At 63.1% G+C, this 19,116-nt stretch carries 19 protein-coding genes; 8 read left to right on the top strand and 11 right to left on the bottom strand.

The window, feature by feature from the left end:
* The first annotated feature begins 13 nt into the window (after nt 1-13).
* Nucleotides 14-856 (top strand): transglutaminase-like domain-containing protein, encoded by an 843-nt coding sequence (locus OVA24_RS19380; protein WP_267671789.1) that lies wholly within the window; start codon nt 14-16, stop codon nt 854-856.
* Between the two features lie 6 nt (nt 857-862).
* On the opposite strand, the gene OVA24_RS19385 is transcribed toward OVA24_RS19380, so the two are convergent.
* Both OVA24_RS19385 and cyoE read right to left on the bottom strand, forming a co-directional pair.
* Nucleotides 863-1,579, bottom strand: a complete 717-nt coding sequence (locus OVA24_RS19385) for a single-strand selective monofunctional uracil-DNA glycosylase (RefSeq protein WP_267671790.1) — start codon at nt 1,577-1,579, stop codon at nt 863-865.
* A gap of 9 nt (nt 1,580-1,588) precedes the next feature.
* On the bottom strand, nt 1,589-2,548 hold the full coding sequence (cyoE, locus tag OVA24_RS19390) for a heme o synthase (protein ID WP_267671791.1): 960 nt from the start codon (nt 2,546-2,548) through the stop codon (nt 1,589-1,591).
* A gap of 76 nt (nt 2,549-2,624) precedes the next feature.
* Here cyoE and OVA24_RS19395 point away from each other — a divergent pair, with 76 nt between their 5' ends.
* The 3 genes from OVA24_RS19395 to aroE all read left to right on the top strand — a co-directional run bounded on the left by OVA24_RS19395 (nt 2,625) and on the right by aroE (nt 6,127).
* On the top strand, nt 2,625-3,836 hold the full coding sequence (locus tag OVA24_RS19395; RefSeq protein WP_267671792.1) for an SHD1 domain-containing protein: 1,212 nt from the start codon (nt 2,625-2,627) through the stop codon (nt 3,834-3,836).
* Between the two features lie 70 nt (nt 3,837-3,906).
* Nucleotides 3,907-5,223 (top strand): glutamate--tRNA ligase, encoded by a 1,317-nt coding sequence (locus tag OVA24_RS19400; protein WP_267671793.1) that lies wholly within the window; start codon nt 3,907-3,909, stop codon nt 5,221-5,223.
* Nucleotides 5,224-5,227: 4 nt separating this feature from the next.
* Nucleotides 5,228-6,127, top strand: a complete 900-nt coding sequence (gene aroE / locus OVA24_RS19405; RefSeq protein WP_267671794.1) for a shikimate dehydrogenase — start codon at nt 5,228-5,230, stop codon at nt 6,125-6,127.
* Nucleotides 6,128-6,163: 36 nt separating this feature from the next.
* On the opposite strand, the gene OVA24_RS19410 is transcribed toward aroE, so the two are convergent.
* The 5 genes from OVA24_RS19410 to OVA24_RS19430 form a co-directional block, all read right to left on the bottom strand.
* The gene (locus OVA24_RS19410) at nt 6,164-7,294 is read right to left on the bottom strand and encodes a hypothetical protein (protein ID WP_267671795.1); all 1,131 of its coding nucleotides are present in this window, start codon (nt 7,292-7,294) and stop codon (nt 6,164-6,166) included.
* 9 nt (nt 7,295-7,303) lie between these two features.
* Entirely contained in the window at nt 7,304-8,755 is a 1,452-nt protein-coding gene (locus OVA24_RS19415; RefSeq protein WP_267671796.1) for a hypothetical protein, read from the bottom strand.
* Between the two features lie 53 nt (nt 8,756-8,808).
* Nucleotides 8,809-10,587 carry an Hsp70 family protein gene (locus OVA24_RS19420; protein WP_267671797.1) on the bottom strand — a complete coding sequence of 593 codons (1,779 nt, stop codon included), beginning with the start codon at nt 10,585-10,587 and terminating at the stop codon, nt 8,809-8,811.
* A 73-nt stretch (nt 10,588-10,660) separates the two neighbouring features.
* Entirely contained in the window at nt 10,661-11,134 is a 474-nt protein-coding gene (locus OVA24_RS19425) for a HEAT repeat domain-containing protein (RefSeq protein ID WP_267671799.1), read from the bottom strand.
* Between the two features lie 104 nt (nt 11,135-11,238).
* Entirely contained in the window at nt 11,239-12,135 is an 897-nt protein-coding gene (locus tag OVA24_RS19430; protein ID WP_267671801.1) for a helix-turn-helix domain-containing protein, read from the bottom strand.
* 106 nt (nt 12,136-12,241) lie between these two features.
* Between OVA24_RS19430 and recO the strand changes: the two genes are divergently transcribed.
* The gene (gene recO, locus OVA24_RS19435) at nt 12,242-12,769 is read left to right on the top strand and encodes a DNA repair protein RecO (RefSeq protein ID WP_267671802.1); all 528 of its coding nucleotides are present in this window, start codon (nt 12,242-12,244) and stop codon (nt 12,767-12,769) included.
* 91 nt (nt 12,770-12,860) lie between these two features.
* A complete protein-coding gene (locus OVA24_RS19440; protein WP_267671803.1) occupies nt 12,861-13,808 on the top strand; it encodes a tetratricopeptide repeat protein in 948 nt (315 codons plus the stop codon).
* A gap of 73 nt (nt 13,809-13,881) precedes the next feature.
* Here the strand turns inward: OVA24_RS19440 and ispF are convergent, their stop codons facing one another.
* From ispF to OVA24_RS19455, 3 genes are read right to left on the bottom strand one after another with little or no spacing between them, the layout of a single operon-like run.
* Nucleotides 13,882-14,346, bottom strand: coding sequence for a 2-C-methyl-D-erythritol 2,4-cyclodiphosphate synthase (gene ispF, locus OVA24_RS19445; RefSeq protein ID WP_324287873.1), 465 nt, complete (start codon nt 14,344-14,346; stop codon nt 13,882-13,884).
* Between the two features lie 2 nt (nt 14,347-14,348).
* Nucleotides 14,349-15,095 carry an inositol monophosphatase family protein gene (locus OVA24_RS19450; protein WP_267671804.1) on the bottom strand — a complete coding sequence of 249 codons (747 nt, stop codon included), beginning with the start codon at nt 15,093-15,095 and terminating at the stop codon, nt 14,349-14,351.
* A 12-nt stretch (nt 15,096-15,107) separates the two neighbouring features.
* Nucleotides 15,108-15,755, bottom strand: coding sequence for a phosphopantothenoylcysteine decarboxylase domain-containing protein (locus OVA24_RS19455; protein WP_267671805.1), 648 nt, complete (start codon nt 15,753-15,755; stop codon nt 15,108-15,110).
* A 96-nt stretch (nt 15,756-15,851) separates the two neighbouring features.
* Between OVA24_RS19455 and OVA24_RS19460 the strand changes: the two genes are divergently transcribed.
* Together OVA24_RS19460 and OVA24_RS19465 are read left to right on the top strand one after the other, a co-directional pair.
* The gene (locus OVA24_RS19460; protein WP_267671806.1) at nt 15,852-17,009 is read left to right on the top strand and encodes a pyridoxal phosphate-dependent aminotransferase; all 1,158 of its coding nucleotides are present in this window, start codon (nt 15,852-15,854) and stop codon (nt 17,007-17,009) included.
* A gap of 30 nt (nt 17,010-17,039) precedes the next feature.
* Nucleotides 17,040-18,191 carry a putative porin gene (locus OVA24_RS19465; protein WP_267671807.1) on the top strand — a complete coding sequence of 384 codons (1,152 nt, stop codon included), beginning with the start codon at nt 17,040-17,042 and terminating at the stop codon, nt 18,189-18,191.
* Nucleotides 18,192-18,196: 5 nt separating this feature from the next.
* Here OVA24_RS19465 and OVA24_RS19470 read toward each other — a convergent pair whose 3' ends face one another.
* Nucleotides 18,197-19,072, bottom strand: coding sequence for a LysR family transcriptional regulator (locus tag OVA24_RS19470; protein ID WP_267671808.1), 876 nt, complete (start codon nt 19,070-19,072; stop codon nt 18,197-18,199).
* Nucleotides 19,073-19,116 lie beyond the last annotated feature (44 nt).

Below are 19,116 nucleotides of genomic sequence, written 5' to 3' on the forward strand. Positions count from 1 at the left end.
TTATTCTCCGGGCATGCGAGCCGCTCCTCCCGCGGTGGATGAGCTGGATGCACTCATCCGCCTCCTTGATGATGACACTCCGGAAGTCCGGAGCCAGGTCTCGCAACGTCTGGGCGAAAGCAACGGCGACCTGAGCGAATGGCTGGCCGCACGGCCACAGGAGCTGTCGCGAAGTGAAAAAACGCTGCTGGAGCAGATGCTCAGCCCGGGCCGGAGGAAGGCCCTCACGCGGGACTGGATCGTGCCCACCGGCGGGGCGGCCGCGCTGCGGGAGGATTGGGATTCCTTCGAAGCGCTGCTGCGCACCCTTTCCGACTTCCTCCACGATGGCATCACCCTGCGCCAACCGCTGTCCGACGCGCTGGACCTGCTCGCCGAAGAGGCCGGAGAGGACAGCGTCATCACCGGGAACGATCTCCGTGAATTCCTGTTCGAAAGCGGGCGGCTCCAGGGGAACCGCGCGGATTACTATGATCCGCGCAACTCGGACCTGGCCTGGAGCATCTCAGAGGGACGGTCGAATCCTCTCGGCCTGTGCCTCATCTTCATGCTGGTGGCGCGCAGGCTCGATCTGGAGGTGGAAGGGGTGAATTTCCCCGGCCATTTCCTTTCCAGGATCTTCGAGGACGGCTTCCCACTCATCATCGACTGCTTCGACCATGGGCGCGTGCATGCGCAGGCCGCCCTCATCGAGAGCGCCGCGGAACTGACCCGCCAGCAACGGTCCAGCCTGCGGGAGGCCACCGATCCGGGCACCATCCTGATCCGTCTGCTGAACAATCTCAGTGCCGCGCTGGAGAACACCGGCCGCCGGGAGGACGCGGACCTGGTCGCCTCCCTGCTGAAAACCCTCTGACGGGATTCACCAGACGCCCTGCGCGAGCAGTTGCTTCGTCGCGGCTTCCGACCAACCCCGGTTGGCGGCGGGCGATGCCGGGGAAGGGTGCAGCACCTTCCCGATGAACGCCCCGCTCTCCGCGGCCGGTGCGGCACGCCGCAGGCGCTCCTCAGCAAACGCGCCGACGCCGATGAGGAACTCCGGCCGGAGCACGCGGATCACCTCCGCGAGATGTATCTGGCAGGCCTCCTCAACCGGAGCCATCTCAGCGGCGGAGATCTTGTCGGGCGTGAGATTCGCCCCGGTCTGGCTCATCCAGACCAACGGGCAGTAGTTCAGCACGAAGTGGTCCTTGAAGAACGCGTCCGCCGCTCCGAAGCGTTCCGCGAACAAGCCCCACAACCGCCTTCCACTGACCTCCGACTTTCCGCAGGCGAATCCCTCGACCGGACGCTTCCGGTGCTCCACCGCCGGCTTGCCGACCGCCGTCTCGATCCCCATCCAGTCGCGCACCGCGGCGATCTCCCCGAAGGGCACGCCGGTCTGGGTCATGCCGAACGGTCCCGGATTCATCCCGAGGAACAGCACCCGCTTCGTGCCCCCGGCGAATCTCCGCAGGTACGCCTCATGCGCCGCCCAGGCGTACTCCAGGGGACGGTAGGTGAACTCCACGGGCGGACTGAAATGCAGTCCCGCCAGGTTTTCCGAAAGTTTCCGCGCCGGTTCGATCAATCCGCTCACGGGCGGAACTCAAGCGTTCCGCCACGCGATCAGCAACACCACAAACGCCACCGGCAGATAAAGCAGCGTGGAAAAGAACAGCCGGCGGGCGGAGGTCCGCTCGCCATCCTTTGCGAACTTCAGCGCCAGCCCCGCCATCAGGAAGCCTAGCAGCGGCCCGATGATGAGCCACCGCAGATTCGCGAAGCCGGTCACCATCGGCAGCAGCGAAAAGGCGGCTAGTCCGACGGCGAAAATGGCGGAGAGGATGCCGCTGCGGCGCCCGCTGACATCGCCGTTCGACCACATCTTGTAGCCCGCCTCTTCGTATTCCTCCCGGCAGAGCCAGTTGATCGCCACGAAATGGGGGAGCTGCCAGAGGAACATGAGCCCGAAAAGGAACCATGCCTCCAGCCCCATGGAGCCGCCCGCGCCGGCCCAGCCGATCATCGGCGGGATGGCACCGGGAATGGCGCCGACGAGGGTATTGGTGGAGCTGGCCCGTTTCAGGGGCGTGTAGACGAACACATAGACGGCCACCGTGGCGGCGGCGAGATAAGCGGCGAGATGCCCGACGCTCGCCGAAAGGTGGATGATGCCCAGGGCGGAAAGCACCCAGCCCACGCCGAACGCCGTCATCGGGTTCATCCGGCGGGACGGCAGCGGGCGGTTCGCCGTCCGCTGCATGCGCGCGTCCAGCTCGATCTCCATCAATTGGTTGAACGCCGCCGAACCGAAGGCCGCCGCAGCGGTGCCCAGCAGGGTGTTCAGCAGCTTCAACCAGTCCAGCGACGCGCCCTTGGAAGCCAGCAGGAAGCCGAAGAAGGTGGTGATCAGGACGAAGAAGTTGAGCCGGACCTTCATGAGGACCATGAGGTCCTGGCGCAGGCCGGGGTTCTCCGGAAGTGCCTGATCTTCCTGTCCGATTTCCTGTGTTTTCTCCGGTTGCTCCATCGCGGGGCGGCCACCATGCCCCGCCCATCCCCGCATTCCAAGCCGGAGTTTCCACCCGCCCGCATTCGCTGGACTCCCATGAAAAAGAACGATAATGGTCCCTTTCTACCCAATGCGTCCCCTTCTCATCTCACTGCTCGCCATTGCTTCCGCCGTCGCCGCGGAACCACGCACCTGGACGGACTCCCTCAACCGGAAGATCGAAGCCTCCCTGGTCCGCGTGGACGGGGACAATGTGCTGCTGAAACTCAAGGACGGCAGGGAAGTCCCCTACCCGCTGGCGAAGCTTTCCCAGGCTGACCGGGATTTCGTCGCCTCCGTGCCGGTGGAAAAGCCGGAGAACATGCCGGAAGGCGGGACGTCCGATGACCTGGAGGTGGCGGGGAAGGTGCTCAACTTCAGCGCGCCATGGCCGGAACGGATCACCTTCACGGAAGACCCGGAGATCACCACGGTGGAGGAAAGCCCCACGGAAAAGCGCTTCATCTATGAAAGCGCGAACTACCGCTACGTCTGCGACGTGCGCCTCTCGAAGATGGTGGTGAAGGGCTTCGCCGTCATGTTCGAGGCGACCAACCTTTACTGCGCGACGGTTCCGCTCGCTCTCAACGGCGGCAAGTCCGCGAAGGGCAAGCACGAGATCCTGCTGTTCGAGAACAAGGAAGACTACGTGAAAGCCGGCGGCCCTCCCTCCAGCGCCGGCGTCTTCATCGGCGGGAAGAACATCGTCATGGTGCCGCTGGAAAGCCTGGGCGTCCGTCCCGTGGGCAGCGGCTACATGCTGGACCGGGACAAGAGCAACAAGACCCTGCCGCACGAGCTGGTCCACCAGCTCACCCCGCGCCCTTACTACAGCGGGGGCGCGCGCGGCTGGTTCACCGAGGGCATCGCGGAATACATCTCCGTCACCCCCTACCGCGCCGGTTCCTACAATGTCCGGAACAATTTCCGCGACCTCGTCCAGTACGCCACCGGTTACGGTGAGGACGGCCGCGGAGGCCGCGCGCTCGGCACCGAGATCACGCTCCCTTCCCTGAAAAAATGGATGCTGATGCCCTACGAGGACTTCGTCGGGAACCCATCGACCACCCAGATCAACTACGGCTGCGCCATGCTCATCACCACCTACTTCATCCACCTGGATGGCAAGGGGGACGGCGCACGGCTGAAGGCATTCCTCAAGGCCCTCCGCGAGGGCAAGGAGGAGGAGGAAGCGCTGGCGGTCCTGCTGGACGGACGCACCTTCGAGCAGCTCGAGCAGGACATCAAGAAAGCCTGGGGCTCCAAGCGGGTGGATTTCACCTTCAAGTCCGGCGGAGAGTGAATATCCCGGCACTCCCGCCGGAACTTTTTCATTTGGAGGATGGGCGTGCAGTTCCCATACTCCGCGCCCCATGACCGTCCGCACCCGTTTCGCTCCTTCTCCAACCGGCTATCTGCACGTCGGGGGGGCACGCACCGCCTTGTTCAACTGGCTCTTCGCCCGCAAGCACGGCGGCACCTTCGTCCTCCGGGTGGAGGACACGGACGAAGCGCGCAACACGGATGAGGCGAAGCAGGCGATCTTCGACGGCATGGACTGGCTCGGGCTGGACTGGGACGAAGGCCCGGGCAAAGGCGGCCAGCACGGTCCTTACTTCCAAAGCGAAAGGAAAAGCATCTATGACGCCTGGTTCCAGAAGCTGGTGGAGGCGGACCGCGTCTATGAGGACGGCGGCGCGTGGCGCTTCCGCTTCGAGCGCAAACCCATCACGATGACCGATCTGGTCTGCGGGGAAGTCACCATCGACTACCGTGACGAATCGAACACGCCCGACATGGTGGTGAAGCGCTCCGACGGTTCCTATGTCTTCCACTTCGTCAACGTGGTGGATGACCTGGAAATGGAAATCACCCACGTGATCCGCGGCGAGGATCACCTGATGAACACGCCGAAGCACCTCCAGCTCATCGAAGCGTTCGGCGGGAAGGCACCGCAATACGCGCACATCCCGCTGATCCTGAACCAGGATGGCTCGAAGATGTCGAAGCGCGACGCCGGTGCCGCCGTGGGCGACTATCCACGCCAGGGGTTCCTGCCGGATGCGGTGGTCAACTTCCTCGCGCTGGTCGGCTGGAACTCGAAGACCGATGAGGAGATTTTCACCCCGCAGGAACTGGTCCAGCGCTTCTCCCTGGAGGGCGTGAACCGCGCCCCGGCCCGGTTCGACATCGAGAAATGCGCGTGGGTCAACCTCCAGCACATCGCCAAGTTGGACACCGCCACATTCGCCGCGGCGGCAAGGCCGTTCGTGGAGAAAGCGGGGCTGCCGGTTCCGGAGAATTTCGAAGCCATTGCCGGTTCGGTGAAGGAAAAGGTTCGCCTGCTGCAGGAGGTGCCTTCCGCGGTCGATTTCCTCATCCTCGATGAGTTTTCCTATGATGAGGAGGCGGTTGCAAAGGTGCGGGCAAATGCCCAGCTCCCCACCATCCTGATCATGCTGGGTGCCACCTTCAGCGTCCTGTCGGACTGGTCCGCCGATGCGGCGAAGCAGGCTCTGGGGGAAGTGGCGAAAGAAGCGGGGGCGAAAGCCGGCCAGTTGATGTTTCCGCTGCGTGTGGCACTTTCCGGGCGTCCCCACGGCCCCGACCTGGGGGACATCCTCAATTTGCTGGGTCGCGAACGCTGCGTCGCGCGCCTCAACCGTTTCACCAACCTCCTCACAAGCTGACGAAATGCCCGATGTTTTCACCCTCAATGACTTGATTTCCCGTGAACGTCTGGACGCAGGCGAGGACAAACCGGCGAAACTCGCGGTCATCGGCCACCCCGTCGCCCATTCCGCCTCCCCCAGACTCCAGCAACCCGCGCTCGATGCGGTGGGGATCGACGCCCGGTATATCCGTGTCGAGATCGAACCGGGCCACCTGCGGGACGCGTTCGACCGGATGCGGGCGCTCGGTTTCATCGGCTGCAACGTCACCGTTCCGCACAAGTTCGAGGCTCTGGAAGCCTGCAGCGAGGTCCACCCGGAAGCCCGGTCGCTGGGTGCGGTGAACACGGTGCGCTTCGACGCGGACCACACGCGGGGATTCAACACCGACGGCCCCGGCTTCGTCCGCGCCATCGACGACGAGTTCGGCCAGCCGCTTTCGACCATGAAAGTCCTCATCGCCGGTGCGGGCGGCGGCGCAGGGCAGGCGATCGCGACCCAATGCGCCCTCCAGGGCATCGAGAAGCTGGTGATCGTGAACCGGACGGTGGACAAGCTGGAGCCGCTGCTCAACCGCCTGGTGGCACTGGGACCGACCACGGAAATCATCGCGCTTTCGTTCGACGATCCACTTCTCGCCATGGAGGCCCACAGTGTTGACCTGATCGTCAACACGTCTTCGCTCGGCCTGAAGAAGGGGGATGCTTCCATCCTGCCGTCTTCGTGCCTGAAGGCAGGCCACCTGATCTACGACACCATCTACCAACCGGCGGTGACCCCTCTGATCTCATCGGGACAGTCGATGAACTGCCGGACGGCGAACGGACTCTCCCTGCTGATCCACCAAGGGGTGCTGGCCTTCCAGCACTGGTTCCCGCAGACGGATCCACTGTCGATCATGAGGCAGGCGATGGCGGACTGATTTCCGCCGCTCCCCCGCGCCCCGCGGGTATCCGGCTCAGCGGGGCAGACCGGGGTCGTCGATCGACAGCCAGTGACAGGCCTTCACCTCCTCGATGGTGAAGCTTCGTCCAAGGGTTCCGTCGGCACGCCGGATTTTCACCCTCACCCGGATCATTCCTTCCGGGTCTTGGTTCGGCAGGGTCGAGCCATACACGCGCCCGCCATCTTTCCGGATCCTGAACGCTTCCAGCAGCAGTTTGCCGGACTCGGATTGCTGGTCCACCGTGAACTCGGTGGATGCTTCCCCCGCTTCACCGGGGTGGCCGAAACGCGGGGCATGAAGGGCGATCCGGAGATCCCCGACCTCATTCCGCTGGTCGGAAAGCCGCTCACGGGCGAAGAGCCTGAACTCCCCCACCCCGTCCCCCGGCTCGGACAGGAACAGCAACCACGGATGCTCGCTGAAACGGACGAACTCCTCCCAGTCCAACCGCCAGTCCCCCTGCTCATCAAAGAACACCGCGTCGAACGAGCGGCCATCCGCGGCGGCCCAGCGTGTTTCCACCAACTTGCGGCCATCCTTCAGATGGATGACGCCGGAGCCCGTCCCCTTGATGGACTTCACATCGAAGGTCCCGAAGGGATTCGACTGGTAGAACCGGGCCATCCTCCGCGCGGTGTCCAAGGGGGTGCGGACGAACTGGTTTCTGACCTCAGGGGTGCCTGCGGCAAGGAACCCGCTCAAATTCGCCACACATTTGCCATAGGCCCGGTTGACGTAGGCAAAATCTTCATCCGCCAATGAGTTTCTGGCGGCCTTCTCCACCATTTCCGTCGGTTCTTCCCGCGGTTGTTCCCGCCAGAGAAAATGCCCGCCAACGGCCAGGGCCACCATCAGAAGCATCCATACCAGAACAAGCTTCATGGCGAAATAGCGGCCTTTCTGGCGCCTCACCTCGCGTTTGTGGAACTTCGGCTTCTCCACCTCCGCCATCTTCAGGCGCAACATGGGATCCTTCCCCCCACCGCCTGCCTTCGGGGAACCGGCCGCGGCGTCCGGATCCAGCCCGATCGCCGGATCCTCACCACAAACCGTGCAGCGACGGGCAAGGTGGGGACCCGCCGCCGTCCGGAACAACGAGGCGCAACGCCCGCAATGGAACCATGCCGTCAAATCGTCATTCATGCGCGGATATCATGGGGTAACCCACTCCATATGGACCAGCTCCGTGATGATCCATTGGTTGGGCAGCGAATCTGCAGGGCCTTTCACCAGTTTCAAAGTCATCGGATACTCCGAGCGGACCTCCCTGGGAATGACACCGGGCAGGAACGGCTCGGCCATCTTTTCCGCCACGGGATCCGTCCGCTTCGCATAGCCCCAGACGAAAGTCTCACCATCCGCGGAAATGATCCGGAAACACTGGTAGTCCGCCTCGGGCAACGGAAACGTGTAGAGATCTCCGGCGGATACATAGCCCCGCACGATCCCTCCATCACCCTGCCTTTTGGAAAGATCCCCGAACTTCGTCTCGGAGAAGCCGCTGGATGCCTCCCAGTCCAGAAGCGCCTTGTCACCCTGCTGGACGATGTAGAAGCGGAAAGGAGTGATGTCCGGCAACAGGCCGGTAAGGAATCCATATTCACGGTCCCCGCTCCGCAGGATCTCCCATTTGGACTCATCCGGGACATGCCAGTCCTTGGGAACATTCATCGGGGTCCAGCGTTCGCGGATCATTTTCTCCACGCGCTCCCGGTCCCTCACCAGGGGAATCACATCATCCGGGCCGGCCGCCTTCGCATACGCCTCGACCAGCACCTTTGCCTTGGTCTCGATGCCTTCGCTCAGTTCCGACCTGTCACCGGCTTCGATCTCCAGCATCGGGGTTTCAATCACCTCGAGATTGGAAAAGTCCGTCCGGACACCACGTTCGTTCTTCCAACCCAGACGGGGCAGAATGAGAACCCCGGCAATGAGCACCACGGCGAGCGCCAGGCCGGACATCACGATCCAGCGCACCTGTACGGACTTTTGCCTGCCCCACGTTTCGATCTCCGGATTCCGTCCATGCCAGGTTTCCTGGCCTTGCTCCTCGGCAGGGATTTCCTGCTTTTCGATGACCTGTTTGGGAACGATCAGCGGCAATGCGCCCGCTTCCGGAATGGCAAGTTTCGGTGTGTGCTCCAGAACTTCGAGGCGCTGGACAGGTCCACGCACTTCCTGGTCCTGCACGCGCTCGATCTCCCTGAGGCCGATCTCGATTCCCTTGTCGTCCTGATCATCCGCCTTCGCGGCGTAGCCAGCCGGCCTTTCATCCGCCGCACGCCTTCTGGGAATGAAGGATGAATCCTGGTCCCCCCAGTCATCCACTGCCGTCAGTTTCGGCACATGGTTGTTGGGATCCTCAAACACAGAGGACTCCACCTCGTGATCTTCCGCCAAAGGTTCTTCCTGCTCCGATCCGACATCCGCGCCAGGAGCGAGCTCCCTCACTTCGAACTCGGCATCCTTGGTCCTGCCCTTGGCGGCGGATTTCTTCGCGGGGATACGCTTGGCGGACTGTTCAGCCGGTGCGTCCTCCCCCCAGCCGTCGTCCGGAGTCACCTCCGGCACATGGTTGTTGGGATCCTCAAAATCAGAATTCATCGGCAGGGTTGCGGAAACTAGGAGGCGTCCGGGCTTGATGCAAGCAGAACGGCTCAACCGATGCCCAGGCGCTTCTCCAGCGCCTCTTCCATCGCCTTCTCAACCAACCTTGCTGCAAGGGCTTCGGTGGCGGTGTCCAGACGCTTGACCGCGGCCTTGAGAGGATTGGCCGCCCCGTTCGCCATGGCCTCCTCCACCTCCGTCACGGCAGCCTCGATCTCGCCTTTCTCCTCTGGAGTGGCGAGCCCCTGGCCCAGCACCATGCGGACGGCGGGAAGGAGTTCCTCCGCCTTCATCCTCGCCTCGGTGAAGATCCGCTCCGCCATGTCCTCGAAGGCATGTTCGACGGACTCGCCGACCATCTTTCCCACCGCCTCGTCATCCACATCCACCGCCGCACTGCCGATGGTCACGACGGTGTCCGTGCCGGTGGAAACATCCCGCGCCAATACCTCAAGGATCCCGTTCTCATCGATCCGGAACTGCACCCCGACCCGGGCCTGCCCCTTCGCGGCGGCGTCAAAGGCAACTTCGAAGACGCCCAGTTCCCAGTTGTCCCGCGCCATCTCCCGTTCCCCCTGGAGCACCCTGACCTTCATCGAACGCTGCCCGTCCGCGGCGTTCGTGAACATTTCACCGGCCTTGCAGGGGATGGTCGTGTTCCGGGGGATGAGCACGTTCATCAGTCCGCCGAAGGTCTCGATGCCGAGACTCAGCGGAGTGACGTCCAGCAGCACCACCCGGCGGAGGCTGCCGTCCAGCACTCCGGCCTGCACCGTGGCTCCCAGGGCGATGGCTTCGTCCGGGTGCTGGGAAACGTCCGGTTCTTTCCCGAAAAACCCTGACACCGCCCTTCTCACGGCCGGCATCCGGGTGGATCCGCCAACCAGCACCACCGCATCCAGGTCTTCCGGCATCACCCCGGCATCCGCCATGGCCTGGCGGCAATGGCGCAGGGTCCGGTTGATCCATGGGGAGGCCAGCGTTTCCAGATCCCCCCGGGTCACGGGGATTTCCAGACTGCGGCTGCCATCGAAGAACGGCACCTGGAACACGGTTTCCTCCTCCCCGGCCAAGGCGATTTTGACCCGCTCGGATTCGACGGTCAGGCGGACCAGGGCATCCGGGGAAAGCTGGGCGACATCCAGCGACTCCCGCTCCGCCACCCATGCAAGGATGATGGCATCCAGATCATCCCCTCCCAGGCGGGTATCCCCATGGGTCGCCAACACCTGGAACACGCCCTCCTGCATTTCGAGAATCGAAAGATCGAAGGTACCACCGCCGAGGTCATAGACGGCAACACGGGACTTTTCCTGCAGCTTGTCCAAACCATAGGCCAGTGCCGCCGCGGTCGGCTCGTTGAGGATGCGCACCACCTCCAGCCCCGCCAACTCACCGGCCCGCTTCGTTGCCGCCCGCTGGCCGTCGTTGAAATAGGCGGGGACAGTGATGACCGCTTTCGTAATGGAGGTTCCCATCCGCCAATCCGCGATGCGTTTCAGTTCCTTCAGGATCTCCGCGCTGACCTCTTCCGGACGCTTGCCCAAAATCCGCGGCAAGCCATCCACCCCACGGCTGACACTGGATTCCGTGGAAACTTCCTCCCACCGCCGTCCCATCAGCCGCTTCACACTGGTCAGCACCCGCTCCGGGTCCACCGCCCGGCGGCGGAGCGCCTTTCTCCCCACCTCGATGGAACCGTCCTGACCGAGCCAAACCGCGCTCGGCGTGATCCTCCGACCGTCCTCATCCGCAAGCAGGATGGGGAAGCCGGAATCCACCACGCCTACCGCTGAATTCGTCGTACCGAGGTCAATGCCCAGAATCATGGCGAGAACATGAACATCGAACATCGAACGTCCAACATCGAACACCGAAAAGGAGATGAATCAAGGAACCGGGTCATGATGCAACCGGCGGGACCAAAATAAGATGGGGTTCAGCGAAAATACGGCTCGCCGCCGCATGCAAGAAATGCCCATCCGGCAAACCGGACGCCAGCACCCGTTCCGCATAGTAACGACCCAAGTTCTGATCGATCACAAAAATTGCCTCAAGGGCATCTCCCCTGAACAGTGACTCCTCATCGCGGTCGGAATAAATCGATTCCAAAGTCACCAGAGCCCGGCGGTCCTTGAGATGTCCCAAGGCGTGGACCGCATAGCGGCGGAGGTGCATCCGCGAATCACGAACGGCACGGCAAATATGCGGCACCATCGCACGCCCTCCCGCCTGCAGCGCTGGTGAGATCAACGGTTCCTCACCGGCATTGTAAAAGCGAAGCCAAATCTCGCGATACGGTCCGGGCATCGGTCGCGATGCTTTGTGATCGGCCACTAACGGATAGCCCATCGCATGGATCGAAAAGAAAACCATGAGGATTCCCACAAGGACACCCGGACCCAAATGCATGGGAGATCATGATCCAAAATCGTGTCCAATAGCAAGACCCACCGAACCCTGCACGGATCAGCAACAGATCACTTCCTGCTCTCCGCCAGCCACTCGCTGGGGCTTTTGCCGGTTTCCTCGCGGAAGGCTTTCGCAAAATGACTGAGGCTCTGGTAGCCGACTTCGAGGGCGGCTTCCGTCACATTCATCCTGCGGGAGTCCAGTGCCTCGCAGGCGCGCTCCACGCGCAGGCGGCGGAGGTGCCGTTGGAGCGTGCGCCCGGTTTCCGCACTGACGCGGCGGGAAAGATGGTGCGGTGCAACGCCGACCTCCTTTGCCAAAGGAACCAGGTCCAGCGGCTGGTCCAGCCGGGAGCGCAGCAGATCGAGCGCGCGGCGCACCGGGTCCCGCCCGCGGATCCCGCCGGAGACAGCACCCTCCCCATGCCCTCTGAAAAATCTGACCGCCGCCCATTCCAGAACGCGAGCCTCCGCCAGCAGGCGGGTGGAGCCTTTTTCCTCCGCCGCTTTCTGCAGGGCATCGCAAAGATCCTTCTCCCACACGCCCATGAGTCCGCAGAACGCCACGGAGCCGCCTTCTTCCAGCCATTTCCCCAGGTCAGGGTGCAGCCATTCGCCACCGCGCTTGAGACGTTCCGTCAACCATGCTTTTGAAAGCACCACCACCTCCACCAGGTGGGAACCGGGATAGCGCATGCAGGACCACTCGCCGGGGCCACCGCCGCCGGTCATGGCATACATCCCCGGCTTCAGCATGAAACGATCCTGATCCCCCCACAGCAGTCCGCTCCCCTCGCGGTTCAGCCACAGCCACACCGATCCCTGCGAGGCCACCTTCCATCTCCATCCACCGGAGATCGTCCTGCCCTTCACTCGGCCACACCGCAGGCCACCGGCTTCACCCCACCAGCTCTCTCCGACACGCGGAGTCTCAAAGCCGCTCATGTAATCGGATTCGCCTCGCATGCCGGAACATTTATTGCGAACGATTCTCAATAGCAATTAAAATCTGACACCCTGGCAGGAGATTCCCTCTTGGACAGGATTTGCGGTGTGCTTCATCCTCTCGCCGGTGCCTGCCATCATCACACGCCTGACCCGTCTGACGGACACCAGCCTGATCGTCCACTGGTTCACGGCGGACCACGGATTGATCAAGACGGTGGCAAAGGGAGCCTTCCGCCCGAAGAGTGCCTTCGCTGGAAAACTGGACCTTTTTTTCAGCGGCGAGATCGATTTCACCGCGGCAAGGCGCGGGGAACTCCACAGCCTGCGCGAGGTTTCCATCAGCCATTGGCGGGAAGGGCTGCGGAAGAACTATCTGTCCACACTGCTCGCCGCCTACTGCTGCCAGCTCATCGAAGCGGCGGTCGAGCCCGCCCACCCGGACCCTCCGCTCCATGACCTGCTGAACCGCGCGCTCAATCACGTGGATGAAGCCGGGGCGAGCAGGCGGGCGCTGCTCCATTTCGAGTCGGAACTCGTCCGACTGCTGGGAATCGCACACCACCAGCACTCGGCGGAATTTTCGCTCAAAGAGTCATTGGGGAACCTACCCCCCGCACGGGCGGAACTGCTGGATCGCCTGCCACAGACATGAGAATACACCGTCCATACATTTTTCTCACGAAACATCCATCTTTCCGCTAGTCTTTTCCAGAATCCGGTTGATAGATTCATAGATATTACAAATGGACTCTCCGACCGCCACCCTCATCAGCATCCTCCGCGAACGGATCGAGACGCTCCGCGCTGCCGGCAACCTGGAAGAAGCCCTGCACGCGGCTGGTGCTGCCATTGAGAAGACCCAGCAGTCGCTCGGGACCGATCTGGACAGCATCGACGCATTCGCGTCCGCCCTCGAGCTCCGCGCGGAGATCCTCCGTGAACTGGGCCGCCATGACGCGGCGCGGGATGACTACCGCCAGGCGATCGATCAGCTCGACAACCGTCCGGACCGCCACGACCAGATCGGCCGCCTGTACGCGGGCCTGGGAGCTGCGGTGGATGCCCTCGACCAACCCGAGCGGGCCGCCGTTTATTGGGAGAATGCGATCCAGCATTTCGAGAAGCACACTCCGCCACTGCTGCTGGATGTGGCCGGGCTTGAGAACAATCTCGGCTTCCTGAAGAAAGCAGGCGGCGACATCGATGGTGCTGAATCCCACTTCCTGAAAGCATTGGAGATCCTCCACTCGCAGCTCGGCCAGAACCATGAGGAAACGGCCTCCGTATCGAACAACCTGGGCGCACTCTACCACACCGCCGGGTTCCACGAACAGGCACGCGAGATGCACATGATGGCCCTGGAAACCCGCCGCTCCCTGCTGGGCGAGGAAGATCCGGACACCGCGCAGTCCCACAACAATCTGGCGCTGGCCCTGCTGGCGACCGGCGACCGTGCCTGGGCGCGCCGCCATTTCGAAAAGGCCCTCGCCGGTTACGAAGCGCTGGGACCTGCCTATGCGGACGACCTGGAAGCGGTGGCGGACAACTATTGTTCATTCCTCGCTTCCGAAGGGGATGTCGCACTGGCGGAAATCATCGCCGGACGGGTGCGCGATCTGCTTGGCATCCCGGCACCGGTGCCGGCCGAGGAGCCTGCCCAGGAGGAAGAAATGAAGGACGTGGTACTCTGAGTCAGACGCACCCTGAGGAAGAAGCCGGTCGTGATCGATGATCACGGCCGTTTCTTTTGGGAAGGGTAAGAATTTACTCAAGCTGGGCGACGGCCATGGCGGCGATGCCTTCACGGCGGCCGATGAAGCCCATCAGCTCGTTGGTGGTGGCTTTCACGCCCACCCGTTCCGGCGGGATGCCCAGCGCTTCACCGATGTTTTTCCGCATGGCTTCGCGGTGAGGCAGCACCTTGGGAGCCTCCGCGACCAGACTGGAATCGACATTGATGATGCGCAGCCCTTCCTCCGCCGCCAGTTCACGGCATTTTTCGAGGATCTTGAGCGAGGAAATCCCCGCGCAGGAAGCATCTCCGGGAGGGAAATAATAGCCGATGTCCGGCTTGCCCATCGCCCCCAGTACGGCGTCGGCGATGGCGTGGCTGAGCACGTCCGCATCCGAGTGACCATCAAGACCGTGGGTGTGCGGGATGGTGACCCCGCCGAGAACGAGCGGGCGCCCCTCCGCGAACCGATGGACGTCGTATCCGATGCCGGTCATGGTCAGAGGATCTCCTGGATGGGGATGCGGCCGTTGGTGGCGACGATGGCCCAGGTGTCGCTCTCCCCGTTGGAGACGAGATCGACCTTTCCGCCTGCGGTCTCCACCAGCAGCTTGCCCGCGGCGATGTCCCAGAGGGAGATCCGTGACTCGACATAGGCATCCAGCCGTCCGCTGGCGATGTAGGCCATGCCCAGTGCGGCGGAACCCATCATGCGCATCTTGCGCGCCCTGAGGGATGCCTTGCGGAAACGCTCGATGCCCGTCTTCAGGGCTTCCTCATCCTTGCCGCAACCGACGAACAGGATGGATTCCTCCAGACGCTCCCGCTTGCTCGCCTGGATGGGCTTGCCATTCAGCATGGCCGGGCCGCCGCGCTCGACGGTCCAGGTTTCGCCCACCATCGGGTCATGGATGACGCCGACGGTGATCTCACCGGCGACGCGCAGGGCGATGGAGACGCAGAAGTGCGGGATGGCGTAGTAGTAGTTCACCGTGCCGTCGATGGGATCGACGATCCACTGGCGCTCCGAGTCCAGGTTGCCCGCAAGGCCTTCCTCGCCGTAGAGGGCGTCTCCCGGGCGCTGTTCGAGGAGGATCTTGGTGATCAGGGTCTGGGATTCCTTGTCGAGGGCCAGCTTGATGTCGTGGTGGGTCGCCTCATCGACGGCGGCTTCCACACCGAAATGTTCACGGAGCAGTTTGCCGGCCTCAAGGGCGGCATGGGTGGCGAGTTCAAGATCAGTCATGTTTCGAAAATTTCAGGATGATTCCTTTGTGCGGTGGATCTCCAGGATCACATCCACCAGGTCATGCGCGATCTCGGACTTCGGAGCGGACGAGATGAACTCGGTCCGGTCCGGATAGACCAGCACGACCTCGTTGCGGTCGGAGTCGAAGCCGTGGGCAGGCGAGGAAACGTCGTTGCCGATGACCAGGTCGCAGCTTTTTCCCACGAGTTTTTTACGGGCGTTTTCCTCAAGGTTCTCCGTCTCCGCCGCGAAGCCTACGAGAGTTCCACCGAAACCGAAGGTGTTCCTCGCGGAGCCAAGGATGTCCGGGGTCTTCACCAGCTCGATGGTCATCCGGTCGCCGTCCTTCTTGATCTTCTGGGCCTCCGTCAGCACGGGCGTGTAGTCGGCGACGGCGGCGACGAAAACGGCGATGTCCATGCGGCCGATGTGCTGGGCGACCACCTCATTCATCTCCGCGGCGGTGGTCACCGGGATGAAGTCCACATAGTCCGGGACATCGAGGTCGGTGGGACCGGAAACGAGCAGGACATGATGGCCCGCGTGGATGAAGGCATGCGCCAGCGCATAGCCCATCTTTCCGGACGAACGGTTCGTCAGGAAACGGACGGGATCGATCGGCTCCCGGGTGGGGCCGGCGGTGACTAGCACGTTCACAGGGGGGAGTCTGGCCCCCATCGGGCGGCTGGCAAGCGGACAAACCGCCATCCTCGACAAATCCCGACCATTTGATGTAACCTGCGCGGCATCCTCATGCCAGCCACTGCCAGCCGCCTGTCCGTCTTCACCGAGTCCGTGATCCGGGGGACGACCCGCCTGGCGAACCTCCACGGGGCGATCAACCTGTCACAGGGTTTCCCCGATTTCGATCCGCCGGAGGAGCTGCTTTCCGCACTGGAGGGGGCCACCCGCGGGCCGCACCACCAGTATGCCGTGACCTGGGGCGCACCCCGGTTCCGCGAGGCACTGGCACAGAAGATCCACCGCTTCACCGGACTGACCGTGGAGCCGGACCGCCATCTGGTGGTCACCTGCGGCAGCACGGAGGCGATGATGGTGGCGATGATGACGGCCTGCAACCCGGGGGACAAGGTCATCATCTTCTCCCCATTCTACGAGAACTACGCCGCGGACGCGATCCTGTCCGGCGCGGAGCCGATCTACGTCCCGCTCCACCCACCCTACTTCAACTACGACTCGAAGGAGCTGGCCGCCGCCTTCGCCCAGAATCCGAAGGCGATCATCGTTTGCAACCCTTCGAACCCAACGGGCAAGGTTTTCACGCACTCCGAGCTGCTGGAGATCCTCCACTTCGCGGAACGGCACGATGCGTTCATCATCATGGATGAGCCTTACGAACACATCGTCTATGACCCGGAGGTGCATACCTATATGTGCGCGCTGCCCGGTGCCGCGGAGCGGACGATCACCTGCAACTCCCTGTCGAAGACCTACTCCATCACCGGTTGGCGGCTGGGCTACGTGCATGCCGCGCCGGAGGTCATCACCCAAGCGAAAAAGGTCCATGATTTCCTGACCGTCGGTGCCGCGGCCCCGCTGCAGGAGGCGGCCGTCGCCGGACTGGAACTGCCGGACAGCTACTACACCGGCTTGCGGGATCTCTACACCGCGAAGCGGGACATCTTCCTGGACTACCTGCGCCGCACCGGCCTGTCCTTCACGGAACCGCAGGGCGCCTATTATGTGCTGGTGGACATCTCGCCGCTGGGCTTCAAGGACGACACGGAGGCCTCCGAGTGGTTCATCAAGGAACTCGGCGTGGCGGGCGTGGCGGGCTCGAGCTTTTTCCGGGAACCGGTGAAGCATTTGCTCCGGTTCCACTTCGCGAAGAACGCATCCACGCTGCACGCGGCGGGGGAAAAGCTCCTCCAGATCCGCTCGCGTCGTTGACCCGGTTCCGCGCCGCCCCCCCCTTCGGCCATGAGATTTCTCCTTCCCCTCCTCCTGCTCCAGGCGGCCACCGCCGCGGAGACGCTGGAGGAACTGTGGAAGCTCCCCTTGCTTTACAAGAATACGTCCCATGACGGATTCCGCGAGTTCACGCTGGCGGGAAACTTTCAGTGGAACTGGGCGGAGGGCGACAGTGACCGCGGTTCCTTCGGCTCCCGCGACCGCACGGACGAAAGCACCTGGGACGGCATCGAGGTGCGGCGGATGGATGTCGGCTTCCGCGCCCAGTATTCCGACGAGTGGCGGTTGCAGGTGAAATTCAACATCAACCCGGACGGGCGGCTGGACCCCAGCTATGATGACTCCTTCAGCCACGGGTTCTACCGGGACATCCAGCAGTTCTCGCTGGTCTATACCTACTCCCCGGCATTCCACATGGGCATCGGCAAGATCACGCCGAAGTTCTTCAGCGCGGAGTATTACCAATCGTCCACGGATCTCATCGTCTTCGAGCGCAGCCTGCTGGTGGACGCGCTGGTGCCGCGGGAGATCACCGGCATCTGGGCGAGCGGCTCCCGCGACAACCGGCTCTACGCGCTGGCGGTCTACGCCGGTGACCACCAGGCGGAGTTCACGGAATTCGATGCCGGGGTGATCGTCCAGTTCAGCTTCGCCTATGACTTCGGGCGCTACCTCGACGTGGACCGCGCGATCGTGAAGTTCGACCACCAGTTCAGCGACAGCACGAAGAACTCGGCGGGAGCAGGCCGGTTCAAGCACGCCGACTCCATCAATATCCTGATCCAGAAAGACCGCTGGAGCCTCTACACGGACCTGCTCGCGGGGATGGGCCATGAGGGGCAGGGCGACGTCATCGGCTTCACGCTCACGCCTTCCTACCGCCTCACGGAAAAGCTGGAGCTGGTGTTCCGCTACCAGCACGCGAACGGCGAGGACGACGCGCTGCAACTGCTGTCCCGCTACGAGCGGCTGGCTCCGGACCTGACCGACGGCGGCAGGGGTTCCTCATTCGATGCCGCCTACCTCGGACTCAACTACTACGTCCACGGCCACAAGCTGAAGGTGATGGCCGGGACGGAATACCAGTCGATGGATGGCGGCGGGGATGGCGGGGACTATGAGGGTTTCACCACGCTGGTCGGGCTGCGGCTTTCCTTCTGAGTGGATCATTTCCGTTTCATGTCCTGCCGGAGCAGGCCGAGGAAGCGGGCCAGCGCGGGATTGGTGTCCCCGGCATGCCAGACGGCACCGACCTTCCACCCGGCATCCTTTTCCTTCAGCCGGTGGAGCCGCACGCCTTCAAGGCGGCTGTTCCAGAATGACTCCGGGATGACCGCGACACCCAGTCCGGCACGGACCAGGGCCATGGCGGTGGGTAGTTCCGGCACCTGCTGGACCACCTTCGGGTGAAAGCCGTGTTTCCCGCACATGGCCAGGACGTGATGGTGGAAGCCGGGGGCACGCTTCTCCGAAAGCGCCACGAACGGCTCATCCCGGCAATCCGCCAGACCCGCGTCCGCAGGCAAGCGGGAGAGTGAGGAAGATACCAGCGCCAGCCGGTCTCCGACCACCGGCAGGCTGTTGAAATGCTTCGGCACCGGCAGGCGCATGAAACCGAGGTCCACCACGCGCGAAGCGAGGCCATCCATCTGCTCCGCCGTGGACATGTCCCGCAGGCTCACCTCGATGCCCGGCGCGACCTCCCGCAACTTCACGACCAGCCGTGGCACCAGCTCGAAGGCGGGAAAGCCGAAGCCGATGCTGAGACGCCCGGTCTCCCCGATAGCGGCGCGCTTCCCACGGTCCATCAGTTCCTCGAAGGAGCGGACGGTCACCCGCGCCTCCTGCAGGAACCGCTCGCCGAAAGCGCTGAGCTTCGTTCCCTGCTTGTTCCGCTCGAACAATGGGGTGCCCAGCTCCTCCTCCATCCGCCGGATCTGCTTGGTGAGGGCGGGCTGGCTCAGGTTCATCAACCGGGCGGCCCGGCTGAAATGGAGCTGCTCCCCCAGCAGCACGAAGGATCTCAGTTCGCGGATGTCCATAACCGGAAGTTATCACACTCATGAATTCATACCATTGGAAGAAT

The sequence above is a fragment of the Luteolibacter sp. SL250 genome, from assembly GCF_026625605.1.
In the GTDB taxonomy this organism is placed as follows: Bacteria; Verrucomicrobiota; Verrucomicrobiia; order Verrucomicrobiales; family Akkermansiaceae; genus Luteolibacter.

What these genes read in the sequence shown, in the direction of transcription:
- OVA24_RS19380 (WP_267671789.1), top strand. Translation starts at nt 14, where the DNA reads ATGCGAGCCGCTCCTCCCGCGGTGGATGAGCTGGATGCACTCATCCGC.
- cyoE (WP_267671791.1), bottom strand. Translation starts at nt 2,548, where the DNA reads ATGCGGGGATGGGCGGGGCATGGTGGCCGCCCCGCGATGGAGCAACCG.
- OVA24_RS19395 (WP_267671792.1), top strand. Translation starts at nt 2,625, where the DNA reads ATGCGTCCCCTTCTCATCTCACTGCTCGCCATTGCTTCCGCCGTCGCC.
- OVA24_RS19400 (WP_267671793.1), top strand. Translation starts at nt 3,907, where the DNA reads ATGACCGTCCGCACCCGTTTCGCTCCTTCTCCAACCGGCTATCTGCAC.
- aroE (WP_267671794.1), top strand. Translation starts at nt 5,228, where the DNA reads ATGCCCGATGTTTTCACCCTCAATGACTTGATTTCCCGTGAACGTCTG.
- OVA24_RS19410 (WP_267671795.1), bottom strand. Translation starts at nt 7,294, where the DNA reads ATGAATGACGATTTGACGGCATGGTTCCATTGCGGGCGTTGCGCCTCG.
- OVA24_RS19415 (WP_267671796.1), bottom strand. Translation starts at nt 8,755, where the DNA reads ATGAATTCTGATTTTGAGGATCCCAACAACCATGTGCCGGAGGTGACT.
- OVA24_RS19420 (WP_267671797.1), bottom strand. Translation starts at nt 10,587, where the DNA reads ATGATTCTGGGCATTGACCTCGGTACGACGAATTCAGCGGTAGGCGTG.
- OVA24_RS19425 (WP_267671799.1), bottom strand. Translation starts at nt 11,134, where the DNA reads ATGGTTTTCTTTTCGATCCATGCGATGGGCTATCCGTTAGTGGCCGAT.
- OVA24_RS19430 (WP_267671801.1), bottom strand. Translation starts at nt 12,135, where the DNA reads ATGCGAGGCGAATCCGATTACATGAGCGGCTTTGAGACTCCGCGTGTC.
- OVA24_RS19440 (WP_267671803.1), top strand. Translation starts at nt 12,861, where the DNA reads ATGGACTCTCCGACCGCCACCCTCATCAGCATCCTCCGCGAACGGATC.
- ispF (WP_324287873.1), bottom strand. Translation starts at nt 14,346, where the DNA reads ATGACCGGCATCGGATACGACGTCCATCGGTTCGCGGAGGGGCGCCCG.
- OVA24_RS19450 (WP_267671804.1), bottom strand. Translation starts at nt 15,095, where the DNA reads ATGACTGATCTTGAACTCGCCACCCATGCCGCCCTTGAGGCCGGCAAA.
- OVA24_RS19460 (WP_267671806.1), top strand. Translation starts at nt 15,852, where the DNA reads ATGCCAGCCACTGCCAGCCGCCTGTCCGTCTTCACCGAGTCCGTGATC.
- OVA24_RS19465 (WP_267671807.1), top strand. Translation starts at nt 17,040, where the DNA reads ATGAGATTTCTCCTTCCCCTCCTCCTGCTCCAGGCGGCCACCGCCGCG.
- OVA24_RS19470 (WP_267671808.1), bottom strand. Translation starts at nt 19,072, where the DNA reads ATGGACATCCGCGAACTGAGATCCTTCGTGCTGCTGGGGGAGCAGCTC.